Raw genomic sequence first — 23652 nt, 5'->3', positions numbered from 1 at the left:
TTTATTCGATGTTTTCTCCCCAAAAGATATCAGCAAAAAGATACAGAACATATAATGGTGTAAAAATGTTGATCTGGGCATATAGCTCTAGCAAACTATTAAAACATTATTAAATTAATGGTTTTTAGAATGTGTTTTTCACTATTTCTTTTTCCTGATGAAAATCATATTCAGATAAAAAACAAAGGTCCAAACCGCCTACCCATCTGCTATAATAGGCAATGTAGTGTATTAAACATTCGTTGGGGGTTACAAAATGAGCAAGTTAATTTATGAAAATCCGCTTGCATGTCAGGAGGACATTTCAAAGTTCATCCTTGAAGGCAGTGCCAAGATCAGTTTTCCTGATGGGGCAATGAGGCTTGAGAATGCCTTGTCTGCCAGTGAAGGCCAGAAGGCAAACTACGTTTTATGGTGTCCTGAAGCTTTTCCTTCTGATGTGAAGATTGAATGGGAATTCCGCCCATTAAAAGAGCCGGGACTGGCCATTATGTTCTTTGCTGCAAAAGCCAGAAGTGGCGGAAGCATATTCGATGAGTCTTTAAGCAAAAGAACCGGTGAATACAAGCAGTATCACAGTGGCGACATAAATGCTTTTCACGTTTCTTATTTCAGGAGAAAAGAGCCTGATGAAAGGGCCTTCCACACCTGTAATCTAAGAAAAAGCTATGGTTTCCACCTGGTAGCTCAGGGAGCAGATCCTATTCCTGATGCATCAGTGGAATCTGAATGGTACAAAATAAAAGTGATAAAGAATAAGAATAAAGTCAATTTCTATGTTAACGACTTACAGATATTTGAATTCGTTGATGACGGTCACACTTATGGCGACCTGTTGACAGGCGGACACATTGGATTCAGACAATTGGCTCCTATGGTCGCAGAATACAGAAACCTTCGGGCAACATGGATTTGAAAAAAAGAGACTAGGGGGACGGGGTTGTAGGGCCATTTTCTGAAAATGGCCCTACAACCCCGTCCCCAAGGTCCACCCACGTCCCCTTAGTTCTTTGCCTTTTACAATTTTGCAATATCTACAAGTTCAAGATTTTCTTCAGTTGCCTTTGTCTCAAGGCTTGTTACAAGCGCTCTTGCTGTATCAAGTGCTGTAATGACATTAACACCTGTCTCTATGGCAGTTCTGCGGATAAGGAATCCGTCTCTTGATTTATCTCTTCCCTGTGTAGGAGTATCAATTACAAGGTCGATCTTATGACCAAGGATAAGGTCGATGACTGTAGGAGATTCCTGATTGATACGGTTTATCTTTCTGGCCTTAACGCCGTTCTCATTGAGAGTATCAGCTGTTGAGCGGGTCGCGTAGATAATGTATCCAAGCTTTTCGTAGCGACGTGCTATCTCAATAACTTCTCCCTTATCTGAATCCTTAACAGTAATGATCATCTGCTTGTACTTAGGAAGGTTTACGCCAGCTCCAAGGAAGGCTTTGTAAAGGGCTTCATTAAAGCTCTTACTTATTCCAAGGCACTCACCTGTACTCTTCATTTCAGGTCCAAGGCTGATCTCAGCTCCTCTGATCTTTTCAAAAGAGAATACCGGCATCTTGATAGCAACGTAACCTGCTTCAGGCTGAAGTCCCGGTGTATATCCAAGGTCTTTTAACTTATGTCCCATCATAACCTTAGCTGCAAGATCAACGATAGGAATACCTGTAACCTTACTGATGTAAGGAACTGTTCTTGAAGATCTTGGGTTAGCCTCGATGATGTAAACCTCATCACCTACAGCGATAAACTGAACATTGATAAGGCCTATTACATGAAGTGCCTTTGCAAGCCTCTTTGTATATTCAGCAATTGTCTCTTTTACCTTGTCAGAAAGAGACTGTGCAGGATAAACGGAGATTGAATCTCCTGAGTGGATACCTGATCTCTCAATATGCTCCATGATTCCAGGGATAACGATGTCATCGCCGTCACACACAGCATCAACTTCTGTCTCAATTCCCTGAAGGTACTTATCAACAAGGATAGGATGATCCTGAGCATATCTGTTGATAATGTTCATGAACTCCTCGATCTCCTGGTCAGAAAGAGCTATCTGCATGCCCTGTCCACCAAGAACATATGAAGGGCGAACAAGCACAGGATATCCAAGGCGGTTAGCAACCTCTTTTGCCTCTTCTGCTGTATAAACTGTTGCTCCCTGAGCACGCTTAATCTGAGTCTCTTCAAGGATCTGGTCAAAGATTTCTCTATCCTCTGCAGCGTCTACGTCTTTTGCATCAGTTCCGTAGATCTTAACGCCCATCTTCATCAGGTCCTGAGTGAGCTTGATGGCAGTCTGTCCACCGAACTGAACTACTGCTCCGTCAGGCTTTTCAAGTTTAACAATATTCTCAACATCTTCAGGAGTAAGTGGCTCAAAATAAAGCTTATCAGCAATATCAAAGTCAGTACTTACTGTCTCAGGGTTGTTATTTATGATGATTGTTTCATAACCTGCCTTCTTAAACGCCCATGTAGCATGAACTGAGCAGTAGTCAAACTCGATACCCTGGCCGATCCTGATAGGACCTGAACCAAGAACCAAAATCTTTTTCTTGCCATTATTTGCTGACAGCGCAGCTTCATCCTCAGAGTCAGGACCGTTGTAAACTGAGTAGTAATAAGGCGTTGCAGCTTCAAACTCAGCGGCGCAGGTATCAACAATCTTAAATGTGGCCTTGATGCCAAGTTCTTCACGGAGCTGCTTTAAAACATCAACTGAGAATCTTGTAAGTCTGCTGATAACTGTGTCAGGATACTCAAGGCGCTTAGCTTCGAGAAGTGTGTCAAAAGAAATGATCTTCTTAGCATCTTCCACTGTTCCCTGCTTACCTTCTGTATTCTTTTCACCTATCCTAAGGAGCTTAAGTTCCATCTTTACAAGGGTGTGGAGCTTATCTATAAACCAAAGATCGATCTTTGTGATGTCATGGATCTGATCATGACTTATACCGCGGCGAAGAGCCTCAGCAATTACCCATATTCTCTGGTCATCTACTACTTTGAGTCTCTCTAAAAGCTCATCGTCATCAAGCTCTGAAAAATCGTAGCTTGTAAGGCAGTCAACGTGCTGTTCCAGAGATCTGATAGCCTTCATCATTGCACCTTCAAAGTTAGTGCAGATACTCATAACTTCGCCTGTTGCCTTCATCTGTGTTGTAAGTGTTCTCTTGGCTGTAATGAATTTATCAAATGGAAGCCTTGGGAACTTAACTACGCAGTAGTCCAAAGTAGGCTCAAAACTTGCATAGGTCTTTCCTGTGATCGCATTCTTTATCTCATCGAGGGTATATCCAAGGGCGATCTTTGCTGCAACTTTTGCTATAGGATATCCTGTAGCCTTTGATGCAAGCGCAGAAGAACGGCTTACACGTGGGTTAACCTCAATTACACAGTACTCAAAGCTTGTTGGATGAAGGGCGAACTGTACGTTACAGCCACCTGTGATCTGAAGCTCATCGATGATATTAAGAGCTGCGCTTCTGAGCATCTGGTATTCTTTATCAGAAAGAGTCTGTGATGGAGCCACAACTATTGAGTCACCAGTGTGAACACCAACAGGGTCGATGTTTTCCATGTTGCAGACTGTGATGCAGTTTCCTGCACTGTCACGCATTACTTCGTACTCGATTTCTTTCCAACCAGCGATACATCTTTCAACCAAAACCTCACTGGCTCTTGAAAGTCTGAGTCCGTTCTCGAGGATTTCTTCGCACTGTACCTGGTTGTAGGCTATTCCGCCGCCTGATCCGCCAAGTGTAAATGCAGGACGAAGAACTACCGGGTATCCGATCTTGTTTGCAAAATCCACACCGTCTTTTACGTTATGTACAACAAGTGAAGCCGCACAAGGCTCACCGATTTTTTCCATTGTATCTTTGAATTCCTGGCGGTCCTCAGCTTTTCTGATAGTCTCAGCTGTAGTTCCAAGAAGCTTAACGTTATGGGATTTCAAAAATCCTGACTCATCAAGCTCCATTCCAAGATTAAGTCCGGCCTGTCCACCAAGAGTTGGAAGGATTGAATCCGGCTTTTCTTTTTCTATGATCTGCTCAAGGGTCTTCACTGTAAGAGGCTCAATGTAAACCTCGTCAGCAATGTCCTTATCAGTCATGATCGTAGCAGGGTTTGAGTTTACAAGTACAACCTCAATTCCCTCTTCTTTAAGTGAGCGGCAGGCCTGAGTTCCGGCATAGTCAAACTCTGCAGCCTGACCAATTACTATAGGACCGGAGCCGATGACCAGTACCTTTTTTACATCTTTATTCTTTGGCATTAGTCTCTGCCTCCTTCCCTTATCATTGAAATGAATCTGTCAAACAGATAGCTGCTGTCCTGTGGCCCAGGGCATGCTTCAGGATGGAACTGAACTGTAAAGATATTCTTTCCAACATAGGCAAGTCCCTCGTTTGTTCCATCGTTAACATTTATAAATGCAGGCTTTGCCACATTTGGATCGAGCTTATCCATATCAACCACATATCCATGGTTCTGTGATGAGATATAAACCCTGTTATTTGACAGGTCTTTTACAGGGTGGTTACCACCTCTGTGTCCATACTTCATCTTGAAGGTATCAGCTCCCGTTGCAAGTGCCATGAGCTGATGTCCAAGACAGATGGCAAAAATAGGCAACTCTGAATCATAGAGTTTTTTGATCTCTTTAATGATCTGTGTGCACTCTTTTGGATCTCCAGGGCCGTTGGAAAGCATGATTCCATCCGGCGCATCCTTAAGAATTTCTTCTGCTGTTGTATCTGAAGGATAGATTGTTACGTCGCACCCTCTGGAGGCCAGTGATGCTGCAATGTTTCTTTTTGCACCAAAGTCAAGAAGCGCGATCTTAAGGCCTTTTCCGTTAAGCTCTTTTACGATAGCAGGCTTCTTTTCTCTCTTTGAAAGGTCACCTTTAAGGCTCTCCTTGTAATCATCCTCGTTAAAAGAAGCACTGCCTGAAAGTGGTCCGTTCTCAGAAATATCTGCCACTCCCTTAAGAAACTTCTTTTCCTTGCAGGATACTTTGCTTACCACATCCCCTGTTGTATAGGCGTGAAGCTTATCTTTTACATCCTCATACTTGAGACTTTCGTTGGTTGTAATAAAACCGTTCATAGTTCCTTTTTCTCTAAGGATCCTTACAAGCTTTCTGGTATCTATACCCTCAATTCCAGGAATATCATACTTTTCAAGAAATTCCTGAATTGACATATCACATCTGAAATTGGAAGGAATATGAGAAAGCTCTCTTACTATAACTGCGTCAACCCAGATCTTATCTGATTCCATGTCATCCAGGCACACGCCATAATTTCCTATAAGAGGATATGTCATACAAACAGACTGTCCTGCGTAGGATGGGTCTGTAAAAACTTCTGTATATCCTGCCATTGATGTGTTAAAAACGATCTCGCTTACTACATCTTTATCAGCACCAATATGCTTTCCTTCAAAGACGGTTCCGTCTTCCAATATTAAAAATGCTTTCATGAATTACTCCTCTGTACATGTGGCTTGAGTGATATACGGATTGCTCCGCTTCACTCTCGCAATCCTACATACATTCGGAAATCGCACTTCGTGCTTTTTCCCTCATGTATGTTCGCATCCCAAGGTCAACTTGTCATTTGTGTAAACACATGACAAGTTGACTTTGGTCTGCTATATCACTTAAAGTACTGTACTCCTGATTCGAATATCTTCATATCCTGCTCGCCGTAGATGTTGATCGCAACGCCGTCGCCGCGTCTCTCTGAGTGAGCCATCTTACCAAGGCATCTTCCATCAGGTGAAAGGATACCTTCAACTGCTCTGTAGGAGCCGTTGATGTTCCACTCGTCATCCATTGTGATGTTTCCATCAAGGTCGCAGTACTGTGTTGCAATCTGTCCGTTTGCAAAGAGCTTATCAAGTACATCTTCAGGTGCAACAAATCTTCCTTCACCGTGTGAAGCAGGGTTTGTGTATACTCCGCCAAGCTTTGCATTCTGAAGCCAAGGTGAATTGTTGGAAACAACCTTTATTGTAGCCATCTTGGAAATATGTCTTCCAATTGTGTTAAATGTCAGTGTAGGTGCGTTCTCATCCTGTCCTGTAATTCTGCCGTTTGGTACAAGGCCGAGCTTGATCATAGCCTGGAAACCGTTACAGATACCAAGTGCAAGTCCGTCTCTGTTCTGTAAGAGGTCTTCAACTGCTGCCTTGATCTCCTCATTCTGGAAGGCTGTAGCAAAGAACTTAGCACTTCCGTCAGGTTCGTCACCGGCTGAGAATCCGCCAGGGAACATGATGATCTGAGCCTGCTCAATAGCTTTTTTGAACTCTTCAACTGATTCTCTGATATCCTGAGCATCTCTGTTTCTGAATATCTTAATATTTGTATTTGCACCGGCTCTTTCAAAGGCCTGTGCACTGTCATACTCGCAGTTTGTTCCAGGGAATACCGGAATAAATACTGTAGGCTTTGCAACCTTGTTCTTGCATACATATATGCCGTCAGCCTTGAAAAGACCTGTGTCTACAGCTTTTTTCTCCTCGTTAACTGTTGAGTGGAATACTTTCTCAAGTTTTTCCTTCCAGCTCTCAAGGGCCTCTTCTTCTGAGAAGCTTACGCCGCAAGCTGTGAATGTGCTATCATCTGTAACTTCACCGATAACTCTTGCTCCTGCATTTACTGCATCTGAAACAAACTCTGCAGGAACTTCTGCGATGATATCTGCAATATCGTTTGCAAAGAGCTCTTTTGCACTGATGCTGTCATCAATCTTAACTCCAAGACCGTTACCAAAGGCCATCTTGGAAACTGAAGCAGCGATTCCGTATGCGTCCTCAGCATATGCTGAAACGATTGCTTTCTTCTTCATAAGAGCATTTATCTTCTCGTAAAGAGCCATGATCTTTTCATAATCAGGAAGATCGTAGCTGTCTCTTGGAAGCTTGAACTGAACAAGCTTATTTCCTGCCTTCTTAAGTTCAGGTGTTACTACATCTGAAAGCTGTGCAACATCTACTGCAAAAGAAACAAGTGTAGGTGGTACGTTTATCTCGTTAAATGAGCCTGACATAGAGTCTTTTCCACCGATAGAAGCAAGACCAAACTTCATCTGAGCTTCATATGCTCCCAAAAGAGCTGTGAATGGCTGGCTCCAACGGCTTGCATCTTCTGTCATTCTCTTAAAGTACTCCTGGAATGTGAAGTGGAGCTTTTTGTAATCTCCGCCGCTTGCAACAATCCTTGATACAGACTCTGTAACAGCAAAGGCAGCACCGTGGTATGGACTCCAGCTTGAAAGATATGGATCAAAACCATAGCTCATCATTGTTACTGTATCTGTCTTTCCTGATAAAACAGGAAGTTTTGCGATCATAGTCTGTGTCTCAGAGAGCTGTCTCTTTCCACCATAAGGCATGAGGACTGAACCTGCTCCGATTGATGAGTCGAACATCTCAACAAGACCTTTTTGAGAACATACATTGAGGTCATTTAATACTGAAAGCCATGCTTTCTTTACATCTCCCTTTGAAAGAGCTTCTTTTACGCCCTCTGAAGCTGTCTGCTCAAGATAGTTGTCAGCCTTTGAAGGAATCTCAACCTTAACGTTTGTCTCCTGGTGAGCTCCGTTGGTATCAAGGAATGCTCTCTTAAGATTTACGATCTTCTTACCTCTCCAGTTAAGTACAAGTCTTGGCTCCTCAGTAACTACGGCAACCTTAACTGCCTCAAGGTTCTCCTCTCCCGCATATCCAAGGAACTTGTCCACATCCTTAGGAGCTACAACTACTGCCATTCTCTCCTGTGACTCTGAAATGGCAAGCTCTGTTCCATCAAGACCTGCGTACTTTTTAGGTACAAGATCAAGATTGATATCAAGACCAGGCGCAAGCTCACCAATAGCAACTGAAACTCCGCCAGCGCCAAAGTCATTACATTTCTTTATAAGTTCACTAACTTCAGGACGTCTAAAGAGTCGCTGAAGCTTTCTCTCTGTAGGTGCATTACCTTTCTGAACTTCTGCTCCGCAGCTTGTAAGAGATTTTGAATCATGAGCCTTGGATGAACCTGTTGCTCCGCCGCAGCCATCTCTTCCTGTTCTTCCACCAAGAAGCACAATGATGTCTCCTGGATCAGCGCTCTCACGGATAACATGCTCCTGAGGAGCAGCTCCCATAACCGCACCAATTTCCATTCTCTTAGCTACATAGCCCGGATGATAGATTTCTTTTACATAACCTGTAGCAAGTCCGATCTGGTTACCGTATGATGAATATCCTGAAGCAGCGCCTCTTACGAGCTTTTTCTGTGAAAGCTTGCCCTTCATGGTCTCAGCTACAGGAACTGTAGGATCAGCTGCACCTGTTACACGCATAGCCTGGTAAACATAGCCTCTTCCTGAAAGAGGATCTCTGATAGCACCACCAAGACATGTTGCAGCGCCACCGAATGGTTCGATCTCTGTAGGATGGTTGTGAGTCTCGTTCTTGAAGAACACAAGCCAGTTTTCTCTCTTTACACCCTCGCCATAGTCTACATCGATAGGAACTACAACCGTGCAGGCATTGTTTTCCTCTGACTCCTCCATATCTGTGAGTTTTCCGTCTTTTTTAAGCTTCTTCATTCCCATAAGGGCGATATCCATGAGGGAAATGAATTTCTCTTTCTTTTTTTCTTCTGTCTGATAAAGTGAATCTCTTGCAGCAAGGTAGTCGTTATAAGCATTCTCGATAGGTGCTCTGTAGTCACCCTCACCAAACTCAACGTTCTTGAGCTCTGTTCCGAATGTTGTATGACGGCAGTGGTCTGACCAGTATGTATCAAGAACTCTGATCTCAGTCATTGTAGGATTTCTATGCTCGTCATCATTAAAGTACTGTCTGATCCACTTGAAATCATTAAGTGTCATTGCAAGACCAAGTGACTTGTAGAGGTTTTCAAAGTTCTCATCTGACATTGTGCAGAAGTTATCAAGAACTGCCACATCTTCAGGCTCGTCATAATTTGTTACCAAAGTCTCTGGCTTAGTCTCATCTGCAATCCTTGAATCCACAGGGTTCATTGTGTATTCCTTGATCTTTGAAACTTCCTCAGAAGTCATATTTCCAATGAGCATATAGGTAACTGCTGTTTTAATAACAGGCTCTTCATCACCTTTTATAAAACGAACGCACTGTTCTGCGGAATCAGCTCTCTGATCAAACTGTCCCGGAAGTGCTTCGATGCTGAATACTACAGCTCCACTTGGCACTTCAATATTCTCTCTGTATAAAATATCTACAGGAGGCTCTGAGAAAACAGTTCTGCAGGCCTTCTCAAAAACCTCATCAGAAATATTCTCTACATCATAGCGGATGAAGATTCTTACATCTGATACGCTTTCAATTCCAAGATAACTCTTAATCTCATGCCTGAGTTCTCTTGCTTTTCCAGCAAAGGGCTGCTTTTTCTCAACATAGATTCGTCTTACACTGCTCATAATATCTCCTCGTTCAAAAAAATATTGTTTATTGTTTAAAAATAAAGAGTGCTAAGGAAAGCACTCTTTATTTAAAACTAACTATTTAATTCATCAGACACTAATCCCTCAAGAACGTACATTAATTCTCTATCAATGGCTTCTTCGGAAATACCAATAGTCTTGGAAGAAATCTTAAGACCTTCCACCACGTACATAAGATTGCGAGCACAGCCTAAAGGGTTCTCACAAACAAATTCACCATTTTCAACGCCATTTTCAATGAGCTTTTCAACAATTCTTACAGATGTATCAAACTTAACCTTTAAAGGATTATCTTTTGCCGACTGTTTTTTAACGGAAAAATACTCATATGTAGCGACAGTCAGATTGTTCTTTTTTCTAAGGATGTCTTTTTTCTGTTCCTTGAGGAAAAGAGCAAGCATATCACCTGCAGATGCATCACCCGATAACGCTGCACCAATAGCCTCGTCATCGTCCTCATCGGACTCAGTTGAAAGAACTTCAAGAAAAATATCTTCGGTACTGGAAAAATAGAGATAAAGACCCCCACGACTTATGTCACAGGCATCTACAATGTCTTTCATAGTTACATTCTTAAAACCTTTTTCAGAAAAAACCACTCTGGCTTTGTCAAGAATATACTGTTTCTTCTTGGCAGACTTCTCTCCCATTCTCCACTCCTACCAACATTTAATAAAGTAGTTCAGCTATCAGGCCTTGGAAGACCAATAATTCAAAAGCTCGTCCATTTTGCTGACTACCTGGAACAGTACTCCGTTGTAGACTCCCTCTGCCCACACTGTTCCTTTTGTCATTCCAGTAAGAATGTACTTGGAAAGAATACCTGCAAGGTCATCCATATCCATTATCTGAGCTTCCCTGATAAACATAAGCTCATCTTTAGCACTATTTAAATGATTCCTGGAATAAACATAGACATAATTGCGGTCAATAAGATTAGTATTCTGAGCCGCTTTTACAAACATAAGCAAATTTGAATCGTAAACTGGAAATGGCATAGATTTAAGGTCGCTATTAGAATAGCTCTGGGCAACCTCTGACTTAGCATTGTCCTGCAGCCATCTGACATATGGTAATAACTTATCCACTTCCGGACGGTATCTGGAAACGATGTCCTCAACACTGTTCTCATTGACACTTCCGTCATTTTGAATATCCATTGAAAGGCGCTCCTTTAAAGGCTTTGAAGGTCATCCCTCTGCCTAAACTCAATAATCTTTTACCAAATTCCTTGATAAATTATAGCAAGGCTGTCATAAAAAGTACAGAATATTTTATGAGAATTTATTATGAAAATAAAAGATGATATAATATCTCGTGATATAAGCAATACTTATGAAGGAGCATGCAATGATAAGTAATCTCGAATACTACAAAGTCTTTTACTATGTGGGCAAATATAATGGTATAACCGCTGCGGCAAAAGAGCTGTCAATATCGCAACCTGCCGTGAGCCAGTCCATACATCAGTTGGAATCCATACTTGGATGTACACTGTTCCAAAGGACTTCAAAGGGAATGAAACTCACATCTGAAGGAAGTCTTCTATATAGATATGTTGAAAAAGGCTATGAGCAGATTGACCTCGGAGAGCAAAGATTAAAACAGCTCCTTCATCTTGATGCAGGAGAGGTAAGGATTGGTGCCAGTGACATGACCCTCAGATTCTTTCTTTTGCCCTACCTTGAAAAATTCCATGAACTCTATCCCGGTATAAAAGTAACTGTAACAAACGGCCCGACCCCTGAGACGCTCTCTTACTTAAGAGATGATCGAATTGATTTCGGCGTGGTTTCAAGCCCATTTACAGAAGATAGCAATTTGTCTTTTTTCCCTGTCTCAGACATTCAGGACACCTTTGTGGCGGGAAGAAAGTTTATCCCGTATAAGAACAGGATGCTTGATTTCTCAGACCTACAATCAATGCCCCTGATTTTCCTTGAAGGCAAAACCAGCACAACGGACTATATCCACTCATTCCTCGAAAAGCACAATACTACTCTTCATCCGGAATTTGAGCTTGCAACCAGCGATATGATAGTCCAGTTTGCCCTTCGAAGCCTGGGCGTTGGCTGCGTCGTAAGAGACTTTGCAAAAGAGTATCTGGACAGCGGCGTTCTATTCGAACTTCGCTTTAACAAGATGATCCCAAAACGCCAGATCTGCGTCGTCACCGACACATCACGCTCCCTGTCCATAGCTGCAGACAAGCTCATTCAATTGATCAAAAACAATTTTTCCCAAGCCTAAAGTCACAGGGATGGTTCTTTTGACTTATTGTGAACAATAAGTCAAAAGAACCGTCCCTGTGACTTCTGTGACTTTTTATCAGAACTTCACACCAATAGTTGCAAGTTCATCAACTACCTGATTGTAATCGCGGTAGATTATTCCTTTCCAGCCAAGGTTTTGGGCTGCTTCGATGTTAATCGGTGTATCGTCGATAAATACTGTTTTGGATGGAGTCAGGTTATAACGGCTTACCAATAAGTTGTAGATTGCCGGGTCAGGCTTTACTACATGCTCGCGGTAGCTTAAGATTCCACCGTCTGTTTCATCCAAGAAGGCCATAGCATCAGGACATCCTTCAAGAGCCTGTTTTGAGAAATTTGAAAGATATAAAACCTTGTAACCTGCTGCCTTTAGGGCTCTTATCCATGGAATTGTCTTTTCACGCTTTAAGATGATTCCATCGATATTTTTGAAAGAATCCTCTATATCTGACCTGATCTCAGGATCATTTTCCACAAATCTTGCAATTATCTCTTCATTAGTAAGGTTTCCCTTGTCGTATTCCACCCAGTCATCACTGTAAACAGTTGCCTTGGCGATACGCTCTACCATTTTGTCATCATAGCCTTTGAATACAAGGAACTTATCCCAAGCAAAATCTGTAAGGACATTACCTATATCAAATACTACTGTGTCGACTTCGCCGTCAGGAATAACATTCCCGTATTTGTCGTGCTTTTTATTGCTGCTCATAGCATCAAGTGAAGCAATTGTATGTCTACCTGTGATAGCTCCGATCGACCATATCAAAAGCCAAGTCAAAATCGGCACCGCTACTACAGCTCCCGCAAGGCCCATAAAAAGATCTTTTGACTCAGGACCGCCAAACAAAGCCACAAGTAAAAATGCCACTATCAAAACAGCAATCAGAACAAGTGCTGCAAGTGCAAGAACTCTCTTAAACTTAGGAGTTTTTTCCATAATAAATATCATCCTTTTTTACGATATATTATATCTGTTCTTGCAGGACCGTTGCTGACCATAGTGATTGGATATCCGATGTGCTCCTCGATAAACTCAATATATTTTCTGCAGTTCTCAGGAAGGTCTTCGTAGTTCTTTATTCCTCTGATATCGCACTTCCAGCCAGGAAGTACCTCGTATACAGGCTTAGCCTTTTCAAGAAGGTGTGTAACAGGGAACTCCGTTGTCACTTCACCGTCAATGTCATATCCTACGCAAACAGGTATTTCATCAAGGTATCCTAACACATCAAGTACTGTGAATGCAACATCAGTTGTACCCTGAAGTCTGCAGCCATATTTACTTGCTACGCAGTCATACCAGCCAACTCTTCTTGGTCTTCCTGTAGTAGCGCCGTACTCCCCGCCGTCACCACCGCGTCTTCTGAGTTCTTCTGCCTCATCTCCAAAGAGCTCTGAAACAAATGCTCCTGCACCTACTGCTGAAGAATAAGCTTTGGATACTGTAACAATCTGCTTGATTTCATATGGAGGAATGCCTGCTCCAATAGCACCATAAGCAGCAAGAGGTGATGAAGATGTAACCATAGGATAGATTCCGTGGTCAGGATCCTTCATTGTTCCAAGCTGCCCCTCTAAGAGAATTGTCTTTCCTTCCTTGATTGCCTGATCAAGATAAAGAGCTACATTTCCAATATATGGTTTAACCTGCTCTCTCCAACTTACAATCTGCTCAAAGAGCGCTTCCTGATCGATTGGATCTGCGTGATAAAGATTTTTTAAGATCACGTCTTTTATCTCAGCTATTCTGGCGATCTTCTCCTTAATAACCTCATCATCCTGGTAAAACTCGTTGATCTGCCAGCCAATCTTGGCAAACTTATCTGAATAGAAAGGAGCAATACCAGACTTTGTTGAGCCAAAGCTCTTTCCTGCAAGACGAGCTTCCTCAAGAGTATCGAAAAGTACATGATAAGGCATCATTACCTGAACTCTGTCTGAGATCATTATCTGTGGCATTGGAACACCCTTTGAAGTGATCTCATTAAGTTCTTTCATGAACTTTGTTATATCAAAAGCTACACCGTTTCCGATGATGTTCATTATATGTGAATGAAAAACACCTGATGGCATAGTGTGAAGTGCAAACTTGCCATAATCATTAACTATAGTGTGGCCTGCGTTAGCGCCTCCCTGAAAGCGAATAACAACATCGGCATTATCTGCAAGAGTATCTGTGATCTTGCCTTTTCCTTCGTCTCCCCAGTTTGCGCCTACTACTGCTTTAACCATTTTTTAACCCTCACTTTTTTCTTAATAGCATTTTCAATGCATATTCATAGTACTCTTATGGCATACATAAGTAAAATCAATATTTTTTATATTTGTCATAAGTAGCACTTATATCTGAAATATTTATAAATTTACGTATAAATATGTATTTTTTTACGCCTTAACACTAAAATAATATATATATCTTGTCGATAAAACATTCAGAATAAGGTTTGTGCCTTTTTAGGTATGGAAAATGATAGGAGGTTATCATGGCTAAGAAAGCGGCAGTTAACAATGAATTTACGTCTGGCTCATTTAAGAAGCTTCCCGTAGCTGACAAATTCAAAAAGGTTTTTAATAAATTCCAGACTAATCTTATCGTAATATTCGTAGTTATCATTCTGATCGATGTTGTTGCTCTATTTAACCTGCATAACATATATGCGGTTTACTACGAGCAGAACACTCAACAGGGTGAAGTACGAATAACTATTCAGGCTCTGGCGAAATATTATCTGTGGGCACTTGCTGCTAAGGATGCTGATGACATCAAGACACAGATTGAAGGTGCTCAGGAAAAGATCCAGGAGCTGAATGATGGTCTTGATACACTTAGTAAAGTATATAAAGGTGATCTGTCCACTGCTTATCAGCATATAAGTGACATAGACAAGGCCGATGATACCCTTATTCAGATGTTCTCAAATGGTGCAACAAACCAGGAGTTATATGATTACTATGTAGGAACTGTAAACGAAGCTATCAAAGTCGTTGTAAAAGACTTTAAGGAAATTGGAATCTCAGCAAAAGCTCAGGCATCTTCCGCATACATCCTCGCTCTTATCAGCGTACTTGTAATGACTTTAATCTCTCTCATAGTTGTTGTTTATGCGATTATGTACTCATTAAAAGCAAGAAAAGCTCTTACAGACAGCATCCTGCAGCCGATAAATGCTATTGCCGAAGCAGCAGACAAAATGGCCAAAGGTGAAATTGAGATCAAAGTTGAAACAGATTCAGAAGATGAACTGGGAAGACTTGCTGATGATATCACAGAAGCCACAGACGTTATTGAGAATATTGTTAGAGATATTGATGAAACTCTTAAGAGAATGTCATCAGGTGATTTCTCATCTGGTTCACAGAACGAAAAGCTTTATATAGGCGACTATGAAGCAATCAGAAGAGCTTTTGCTGATATTTCCGACAACCTTTCAAGTACTCTTTCGGAAGTTAAGAATTCTTCACAGCAGGTTTCTCAGGGCGCTGTTAACATGTCACAGGGCGCTAACGACCTTGCAGAAGGTTCTACAGATCAGGCTGCTGCAGTTGAAGAGCTCACAGCTTCAGTTAATTCCATTAACGAGCAGACCAAGCAGCTTGCAGAAGTGGCTGAAAAGAGTAAGGAAATGGCTACAGAAGTCAGAGATAATGCTGAAGCAAGTGCCAGAAAGATGCATCTTGTTACAGACGCCATGACAAGGATCACAGAGGCTTCCGCTGAAATTGAGCAGGTAACGAACTCCATCGAAGCCATTGCAAAACAGACTTCACTCCTTGCCCTCAACGCTTCTATCGAAGCTGCAAGAGCAGGTGAAACAGGAAAAGGCTTTGCAGTCGTAGCCGATCAAATTGGAAAACTTGCAGATCAGTCAAGTGAAGCTGCCAAGAACACTCACCAGCTTATTGCTGATACTATGGATGAGATCAACAATGGTAACTCAGTAGTTGCTGAAACAACAGAAGCTCTTGACGCTATGCAAAACAGCGTAGAAGAGATCACAGAAATGATCATCCAGACAGGTGACCTTGCTGAACAGCAGGCTCAGAGCATGGATGAGATAGATAAGGGAATTGAGATGATATCTAATGTAGTTCAGAACAACTCCGCTACCGCTGAAGAATCAAGTGCTGTTTCCCAGGAGCTTTCGGAGCAGTCTGAATCGCTTAATAATCTCATTGGACAGTTTACAATTAACGAATAATACATTTTAGCTAATAAGCCCTTTGCGTAGGCAAGATCCTGCGTGAGGGGCTTTATTTTTTGCCAAAATGAACCATAGGGACGGGGTTTGTGGGCCATTTGGGCCAGCCAAAATGGCCCACAAACCCCGTCCCCCTAGCTCACCTACACAAGAAGGCTTCAACCTCCTCTTTTGAAGGCATTACGGAAAGCGCTCCTTTGCGCGTTGTGATTATTGAAGCTGCAGCATTCGCAAAATCAAGACACTCAAAAAGTTCCTCTTTTGTAAGACTGTTTATGCCTTTTTTGTGTACATAGTCAATTGCGCAGGCACAGAAGGTATCTCCGGCACCTGTGGTTTCTATAGTGTCAGGATTCAGATATCCTTCCTTTTTAACAACCATATCTTTATACAAGGCCATGCTGCCATTGGGCCCAAGAGTTGCAAAGACAAGAGAAATGCAAAAATCTCTTTTTATCTTCTCAGCACCTGCCTGGATATCAGATATTCCCGTAACAAGCTCCACTTCATTATCTGATATTTTAAGGATATCGCAGTTACTTAGTCCATATTCAATGGCTTTTAACGCCTTTTCTTCCGACTCCCACAGGGGTGCTCTGTAATTGGGGTCAAAAGAAATGAGGCATCCCGCTTTTTTAGCTATATCAACAGCAAGCTCTGTTGCCTTTCGCACAGTCTCATCTGTCATTGAAAGAGTCCCAAAATGAAATACATCTGCGCTCTCAATAATCGCTCTGTTTGCCAGAACATCATCAATACTCAGCATCATATCAGCACCGGGTTTTCTGTAAAAAGAAAAATCCCTGTCGCCGTTTGGAAGCTTATTTACAAAGGCAAGTGTAGTGTGTATTTCCTTATCAAAGGTAAGTCCCTTTGTGCTTATGCCCTGCTTGCTTATCCTCTCAGCAAGAAGTCTTCCAAAGAAGTCATCTCCAACTTTTCCTATAAAAGCAGTACTGTTTCCAAGATTCTGAAGCATTGAAAGGACATTGCATGGCGCTCCGCCAGGGTTGGCCTCAAATAAAGGATTTCCCTGGTCGCTCTCTCCACTGCCTGTAAAATCAATCAAAAGCTCCCCAAGAGCAACAACATCTATTTTTTTATTCATCTTTTCCCCTCACAAGTTCGTGCATTGTAACGTCCATCAATAGCTCCCCTTGAGCTTTAAAGCTGATTCCTTCAGCCTTCACATCTGTAAGAATGACCATTGACATAGCCTGCTCGCCGTCATTTATGAACAGCTCCATGCTGTATCTGTCCAGAACAAGGCGCAGTGTGATCTGTCCCTTATTATTAGCCACTTTGCATCTTCTCTGATGAACTATAGCTCTTCTGCTGCCGGAATGTTTTCTGTCGATCTTAACAATGTTCATTTCCGGATCGTATTCAATTGTTGAAAATGCTTTGCCGTTATCTGCAAATCTTATCTCAAACTTTTTATATGAAAGGTCGTCCGCTGTTGGTCTGACCTTTACTGTCATATCTATGCATCTCCCCTCAATGCTTGAAAGCGATGCGCTGTCAGATATAAGAACATTCTGTCTGCTTATTCTTTTTCCGTAGTAATTCTCTATTTCTCTTGCAGGTCTCTGCATAAGTCTGTTGTTATCAAGCCAGATTTCCCTTGGGAAGCTCATCTGTCCAAACCATGGGAAATCATCGCGTCTGATCCCGCATGTGTCCCAGTTCTGCATCCAGCCGATCATGATTCTTCTGCCGTCAGCAGCAAGAATTGTCTGTGGTGCATAAAAATCAATTCCGTAGTCTATTGCCTGGAAATTTTCTTCGCAGTAATCGCCATTTTCATCCAAATGGCCAATCACGCACAAAGTTCCATTACCATTGTGGAATTCAAGTTCCTCAGGAAGCATATCCTGTGGGCTTGTCATAAGAAGCTGTTTGCCATCAAGTTCAAAATAGTCAGGACATTCCCACATTACACCGAATCTGCGGTTGTTCTTTATGACAAGTTTGTCATATTCCCAATGGATTCCATCCTCGCTCACATACTTTAGAATTTGTCCATCTTTATCTTCTGTCTTATTACCTACTACAAGATAGTACTTGCCATTTTCTCTCCAAACCTTAGGGTCTCTGAAATCGTACTTTCCTGCCCCCTCAGGCAAGGTGGTGCTGTCAATTACAGGGTTATTTTCATACTTTTTGTAATCTGTTCCATCTCCAAGAGCAATGCACTGAGTCTGAACTTCTCTGATATTACCCTCTTCATCTTCTTTCTTTTCAACACCTGTATAGACAAGGAGCTGCTTGCCATCTTCCATCTCAATAGCACTTCCTGAAAAGCATCCATCTTTATCATGCTCCTCATCAGGCGCTATTGCGCAAGGAAGGTACTGCCATGTTATAAGGTCAGTGCTCTTTGCATGTCCCCAGTGCATAGGTCCCCATACTGTATCATATGGATAATACTGGTAAAAGAGATGATACTCCCCTTTATAGATACTAAAACCGTTTGGATCATTCATCCAGCCACATCTGGGAGTAAGATGAAAAAGAGGCCTTTGCTCCTCCGGGATCATCTTTTCCTTCTTTACTTCATATTCTCTGGCTTTGTTTAATTTATCACTCATTCTTTGTTCCTCACTTAAATAAATCCTGTATTTCTTTTTCCGGCTGATGAAAGATCTGGTAAACAGTTTTTTTCCATAAAAGAGGGAGGATAAATTAATTCTCCTCCCCCTCGCCTTTCATAATGCAAAAAACATTCTTAATTACTTGTAGAACTCATCAAAATACTTCTGATAGATTGAAAGGTACTCATCAAGACCATATGCATTGACCTGCTTGATGTACTCATCCCAGTCAGCATCTGTAAGGCCGTTCATTACGAAGTTACTTCTGCTTGAGTTGATGTAGCTGATAAGATCTGTCTGGATAGTTGTAAGCTTTTCTGTGTCATCTGCTGTCATGAATACGTTAGGATATACGTACTGGCAGTGCATGTCATCTGTGTAGTACTCTTTTATCCAGTCAAGACGATACTGTGCATCATCAGGACATGTTACGTATACGCCATAGTACTCATCAAGGATTGCAAGAGGTCCGCCTACGCACTCAGCTTCACGAACTTCTACAGGTGATGCATCTCCAAGAGGTGCGTGCTTAAGCATCTTTTCACCATTTGCATTTGTTGAAAGCTCGAAGATATCGAATTCATCGTCTTCGCCATATGTTCCCCAGTTGTTCTGTGGTGACTGGAATGGATCATACATAAGATCAAGCCAAGCACATACGAATGCAGGGTTAGCGCACTTTGATGTTACAACGCATCTGCCGCGGTCAAAACCTGATGTGAATGAAGCATTTAAAGGTGTTACGTTCTTGGTATCTGCCTGAAGAGCTGCAAGTGGAACGAAGTCTTCAAGGTTATCGATGTTGGCAACATCCCATGTGAAGCATACGCCGTATCTGTGGGATTTTCCTTTTGCTACATATGTAGACCAGTCCTGTGTAAAGCACTCAGGATCGATAAGGCCCTCTTCATAGAGCTTATGGAGCCACTGCATACCAGACTTAAAGCCTTCCTGAGTAGCTGTGCAGATGACCTTCTTGTCATCAGTAACTGCAATGTGCTGTCCTATGTCGTTATCGCCGTAGCCCTCGCCAAAACCGTTGATAAGAAGGCTTGGATCCTGATCGTTCATGATGCATGACATAGGAATGATATCGCCTTCGATACCAAATTCTTTCTGAAGGTCTGCTGCGTGATCCTTAAACTGCTTAAGTACTTCTTCAAACTCATCAACTGTTGTAGGTGTCTGAAGTCCAAGGAAATCAAGCCATTTCTTGTTGATGTATGTGAAGTTGTTACCTACTGTCTGGATAGCTGTCTTGTTTGAACCAAGCTGCTCGATCCAAGGAAGTGCCCAGATATGTCCCTCTGAATCCTCACACATTGTGCGGTATTCAGGATACTTGTCAAATACGGCCTTAAGATTAGGCATGTAGTTATCGATGTACTCTTCCACAGGAATGATCACGCCCTGATCTGCATATCTGATAAGATCAGAGTTGCTGAATCCTGCATTGAAAACGAAATCTGTAAGAGTGTTCTTGTTTGCCATGCTAAGCTGGATCTTATCGCCCCACTGATCGCTTGAAATAGCGGTCCAGTCAACATGTACATTGGTTTCTTCTTCAAGTCTTTTGAAGATTGTTCTGTTGTTAGGTTCTGACTCAGTTCCTGATGGATAGCTGATCATACCTGTGATTGTTACCTTGTTCTCAAGTGGGAAGCTAAGATCATCTGCTGATACACTGGCTGATCCGCTGCCTGATGCCCCGTTACCACAACCTGTAGCTATGCCTGCAGTCAGTGCAAGTACAAGTGCAGCACTTAAAAATTTTGATGCTTTCTTTTTCATTTTTCCTCTCCTTTTCCCTCTAACATTACATTATTTATAAACTCCTTTTTAAGGGAGTTCTGATCTCATAAGGAAGTTCTGCTCTCGCTCTCTGGGATTCTCACTAGACTCGAAAATACCTCGTCAAGTGTTCACCCATGGCTCGCACTAGCTTCGATAATACCTCAGCAAGTGCTCTGCTCAACCCTTCACCGAACCCACCATAATTCCTGAATCAAAGTATTTCTGGAAGAATGGGTACATAACTATAAGTGGTAAGCTTGAAACTATGATGGTTGCATATTTTAAAAGTTCTGCAAGCTGTGCTCTCTGGGCTGTGCTCTGCATGTCTGCGATCATTCCTGGATCAGGCTCATTCTGGATCAGGATTGCTCTGAGCACCAGCTGAAGCGGCTGCTTGTTTGCAGAGTTAAGATAGATCATTGCGTCAAAGTAGCTGTTCCACATTCCAACAAACTGCCAGAGAATAAGAACTGCAATAAGTGGTGTGCAGACAGGAAGAAGTATTCTGAAGAAGAATACAAGCTCATTGGCTCCATCAACGTCTGCTGCCTCTCTGAGTTCACTTGGAATTCCTTTGTAATAGGTTCTTGCAATTATCATGTTCCAAACACTAAATGATCCAGGAAGGATTACTGCCCACATGCTGTCTAGAAGTCCTAAGTTGCTGACAAGAAGGTATGTAGGAATAAGGCCGCCTCCAAAGAACATTGTTATGATAAAAATTGTGTTGAAGATTTTTTTACCCTTAAAATCATCTCGTGACATTGGATACGCACACAGCAGTGTAACGAAAACTGATATGAATGCGAACAATACTGAATAAAGTACTGCGTTGAAAAATCCTGTCCAGATCTGTGGGTTTGTCATTACTCTCTCGTAAGCTGTGAGTGTCCACTTGCTAAGATCAAAGACTATTCCTTTATTCTGAAGTGTTATAGGATCCATGAATGAAGCAATTATGATATAGATCATGGGGCCTATAATAGCCAGTACAAATGCTGCAAGGATAATATATCCAACAAGAAGAAATGTCTTATCTCCAAGAGAAGCCCTTGCGAATTCGCTCTTTTTCCTGATTGAAAGTGATTTTTCCATTTTGATATCTCCTTATAATCCCTGTCCGTCATTGAGCTTCTCTACTACTTTATTAACTGTGATAAGAAGAATGACATTGACGATAGTATTGAAAAGACCTACCGCTGTGGAATAACTGTAATCACCATTAAGCAAACCTTTTTTGTAAACATAAGTTGCTATGATCTCAGATGAAGCAAGGTTCATATCTGACTGTAATGCATAAGCTTTCTCAAAGCCTATGCTCATGATATTTCCGGCCTGAAGTATGAACTGGATAACAACCATATCCTTGATCGCAGGCCACTCAACTGCCTTTATCTGCTGCCAGATATTAGCTCCGTCGATCTGCGCTGCCTCTTTTAACTCCTTGCTGGCATTGGATAAAGCCGCTGTGTACATGATCGATGCCCAACCTGCTCCCTGCCAGATCCCGCTTATGATGTAGATCGGTCTGAAAGCTGCCGGGATCGTAAGGAAGTTTATGCTCGTTCCAAGCAAAAGGTTAAGTGGTCCTGTTACTGAAAGAAGAATTCTGACCATACCGCAGAGAACGATGACTGAGATAAAGTTTGGCATGTAGAGAACCAGCTGGATTTTCTGCTTGATACTGCTACTTGTTACTCTGTTAAGTAAGAGTGCCAATATGATCGGCATTGGGAAGCCCCAAAGAAGACCGAAAATACTAAGTTTTAATGTATTGGTAAGATATTGGAAGAAGTCAGGCGAAGATAAAAACTGCCTGAAATATTTAAAACCAACCCACTCGCTCCCCAATATTCCTTTGAAAGGGTTATATTTCTGGAATGCGATAAGAATGCCTCCCATAGGAACATACCTGAACACGATTGTAAGGATTAGTGCAGGCCCCAAAAAGAATACGTACAGTTGCCAATGCTGCTTAATGTATATGAATGTATTGTGTAAGCTGTTGTCCTTTGCTTTTGCATTCATAACGCTTCCTCCCCATTTGTTTTACATTTGTAACATTATCTTTTGCGTATGTAAAATATAACATAGGTAAAATCCACTGTCAATATATTACTTTTACATTTGCAACATTTTCTTTTTACATTTGACACAATGGTTTTTACATTTTATAATGATATGGGTATTATGCATAAGAAAAAGCACTAAAGGACGGAGATTACAATGGCAACCAAAGTTACACTTCAGGATATAGCAGATGCTCTTGGAGTATCCAGAAATACAGTTTCAAAAGCGATCAATAATACAGGTGTTTTAGCTGAGTCAACGAGGCAAAAGGTTTTAGAAAAAGCTATAGCTATGGGATACAAGCAGTTTTCATACGCAAACTCTGTAGCTGATATCAAGAATCCTTCTTTTACCAGAAATAAAGCTGCCGGAGAGATAGCTCTTTTCACAGGAGGACTTCTTAATAACTCTCACTTTGCTTCCACTATGATCGACAAGTTTCAGAATGAGATATCGATTCTTGGATACAGCCTTACAATGCACAGAGTAGACGAGAACAATCTGGCAGAGCTCAGTCTCCCGCTTTCATTTAATCCTGACAACACTAAGGCTATCGTATGTATTGAGATGTTCAATCATCCCTACTGCGAGATGCTGTGCGGACTTGATATTCCGGTACTTATGATCGATGCTCCAGTTGCAAGCTACTGGAAGCCGCTGAATGCAGATATCCTGCTTATGGACAATTCTACAAGCATTTACACAGTAATAAACGATATGAGCAAAAAGGGTATGACAAAAATAGGCTTCGTAGGCCAGGTGACTCACTGTCGTTCATTCTATGAGAGATTTACTGCCTTTAGGGAAGCACTGTACATCAATAACCTGGAATTCAATGAAAAATACTGTCTTTCAGAAGTTCACAGTCATGATTCTCATTATAAAGATTATTTATTCAAGGCTCTTCAGAACATGGAAGAACTTCCGGAGATGTTTATTTGTGCCAACGACTTCGTTGCACTGGATCTTTTATACGGGCTTAGAAAGCTAAACATTGAGTGTCCAAGGGACATTAAACTGTTTGGATTTGACGACTCACCTGAGTCAAAGATAATGACACCATCTCTTTCAACCAGCCATATACACAGCCAAATAATAGGCTATTCTGCTGCCAACATGGTCATGTCAAGGATTGAACAGCCTGATCTTAACTACCGCATCACTTATACAGAAACAGATCTGATCTATAGAGAATCTACAAAAATGTAAAAGAATAATTG

16 protein-coding genes are annotated in these 23652 nt (G+C 41.8%); 4 read left to right on the top strand and 12 right to left on the bottom strand.

Translation table 11 applies throughout. The features are described from left to right. Positions 1–256 precede the first annotated feature (256 nt). Positions 257–916, top strand: coding sequence for a DUF1961 family protein (locus G585_RS0103520; RefSeq protein ID WP_022773010.1), 660 nt, complete (start codon positions 257–259; stop codon positions 914–916). A 101-nt stretch (positions 917–1017) separates the two neighbouring features. Here G585_RS0103520 and carB read toward each other — a convergent pair whose 3' ends face one another. From carB to G585_RS0103495, 5 genes are all read right to left on the bottom strand, one after another. After that, complete coding sequence (gene carB / locus G585_RS0103515) at positions 1018–4284, bottom strand: carbamoyl-phosphate synthase large subunit (RefSeq protein ID WP_022773009.1); 3267 nt, start codon at positions 4282–4284, stop codon at positions 1018–1020. Next, positions 4284–5495, bottom strand: coding sequence for a carbamoyl phosphate synthase small subunit (locus G585_RS0103510; protein WP_022773008.1), 1212 nt, complete (start codon positions 5493–5495; stop codon positions 4284–4286). The genes carB and G585_RS0103510 overlap by 1 nt, the downstream gene beginning before the upstream one ends. A gap of 176 nt (positions 5496–5671) precedes the next feature. Continuing rightward, positions 5672–9475 (bottom strand): phosphoribosylformylglycinamidine synthase, encoded by a 3804-nt coding sequence (locus G585_RS0103505; RefSeq protein ID WP_022773007.1) that lies wholly within the window; start codon positions 9473–9475, stop codon positions 5672–5674. A gap of 77 nt (positions 9476–9552) precedes the next feature. Further along, entirely contained in the window at positions 9553–10149 is a 597-nt protein-coding gene (locus G585_RS0103500; RefSeq protein ID WP_022773005.1) for a TetR/AcrR family transcriptional regulator, read from the bottom strand. Positions 10150–10188: 39 nt separating this feature from the next. Further along, the gene (locus G585_RS0103495) at positions 10189–10659 is read right to left on the bottom strand and encodes a hypothetical protein (protein WP_022773004.1); all 471 of its coding nucleotides are present in this window, start codon (positions 10657–10659) and stop codon (positions 10189–10191) included. A 190-nt stretch (positions 10660–10849) separates the two neighbouring features. Here G585_RS0103495 and G585_RS0103490 point away from each other — a divergent pair, with 190 nt between their 5' ends. Next, complete coding sequence (locus tag G585_RS0103490; RefSeq protein ID WP_022773003.1) at positions 10850–11749, top strand: LysR family transcriptional regulator; 900 nt, start codon at positions 10850–10852, stop codon at positions 11747–11749. 78 nt (positions 11750–11827) lie between these two features. Here G585_RS0103490 and G585_RS0103485 read toward each other — a convergent pair whose 3' ends face one another. Both G585_RS0103485 and G585_RS0103480 read right to left on the bottom strand, forming a co-directional pair. Beyond that, positions 11828–12712 carry an HAD family hydrolase gene (locus G585_RS0103485; protein WP_022773001.1) on the bottom strand — a complete coding sequence of 295 codons (885 nt, stop codon included), beginning with the start codon at positions 12710–12712 and terminating at the stop codon, positions 11828–11830. Between the two features lie 8 nt (positions 12713–12720). Beyond that, positions 12721–14007: an adenylosuccinate synthase gene (locus G585_RS0103480; protein ID WP_022773000.1), complete on the bottom strand. Its 1287-nt coding sequence runs from the start codon at positions 14005–14007 to the stop codon at positions 12721–12723. Between the two features lie 251 nt (positions 14008–14258). Here G585_RS0103480 and G585_RS0103475 point away from each other — a divergent pair, with 251 nt between their 5' ends. After that, complete coding sequence (locus G585_RS0103475) at positions 14259–15974, top strand: methyl-accepting chemotaxis protein (protein ID WP_022772999.1); 1716 nt, start codon at positions 14259–14261, stop codon at positions 15972–15974. A gap of 139 nt (positions 15975–16113) precedes the next feature. Here the strand turns inward: G585_RS0103475 and G585_RS0103470 are convergent, their stop codons facing one another. From G585_RS0103470 to G585_RS0103450, 5 genes are all read right to left on the bottom strand, one after another. Beyond that, positions 16114–17082, bottom strand: a complete 969-nt coding sequence (locus tag G585_RS0103470; RefSeq protein WP_022772998.1) for a carbohydrate kinase family protein — start codon at positions 17080–17082, stop codon at positions 16114–16116. Further along, positions 17075–18565, bottom strand: coding sequence for a glycoside hydrolase family 32 protein (locus tag G585_RS0103465; RefSeq protein WP_022772996.1), 1491 nt, complete (start codon positions 18563–18565; stop codon positions 17075–17077). The genes G585_RS0103470 and G585_RS0103465 overlap by 8 nt, the downstream gene beginning before the upstream one ends. A 141-nt stretch (positions 18566–18706) precedes the next feature. After that, complete coding sequence (locus G585_RS0103460) at positions 18707–20359, bottom strand: ABC transporter substrate-binding protein (protein WP_022772995.1); 1653 nt, start codon at positions 20357–20359, stop codon at positions 18707–18709. A gap of 180 nt (positions 20360–20539) precedes the next feature. Then, positions 20540–21457: a carbohydrate ABC transporter permease gene (locus G585_RS0103455; protein ID WP_022772994.1), complete on the bottom strand. Its 918-nt coding sequence runs from the start codon at positions 21455–21457 to the stop codon at positions 20540–20542. A gap of 12 nt (positions 21458–21469) precedes the next feature. Beyond that, a complete protein-coding gene (locus G585_RS0103450; RefSeq protein ID WP_022772992.1) occupies positions 21470–22390 on the bottom strand; it encodes an ABC transporter permease in 921 nt (306 codons plus the stop codon). Positions 22391–22588: 198 nt separating this feature from the next. Here G585_RS0103450 and G585_RS0103445 point away from each other — a divergent pair, with 198 nt between their 5' ends. Next, entirely contained in the window at positions 22589–23641 is a 1053-nt protein-coding gene (locus G585_RS0103445; RefSeq protein ID WP_022772991.1) for a LacI family DNA-binding transcriptional regulator, read from the top strand. Positions 23642–23652 lie beyond the last annotated feature (11 nt).

The sequence above is a fragment of the Butyrivibrio sp. AE2015 genome (assembly GCF_000420825.1).
GTDB lineage: Bacteria > Bacillota > Clostridia > Lachnospirales > Lachnospiraceae > Butyrivibrio.
The sequence above is the reverse complement of the archived record's forward strand: the minus strand, read 5'-3'. Positions and strand labels throughout refer to the sequence as shown.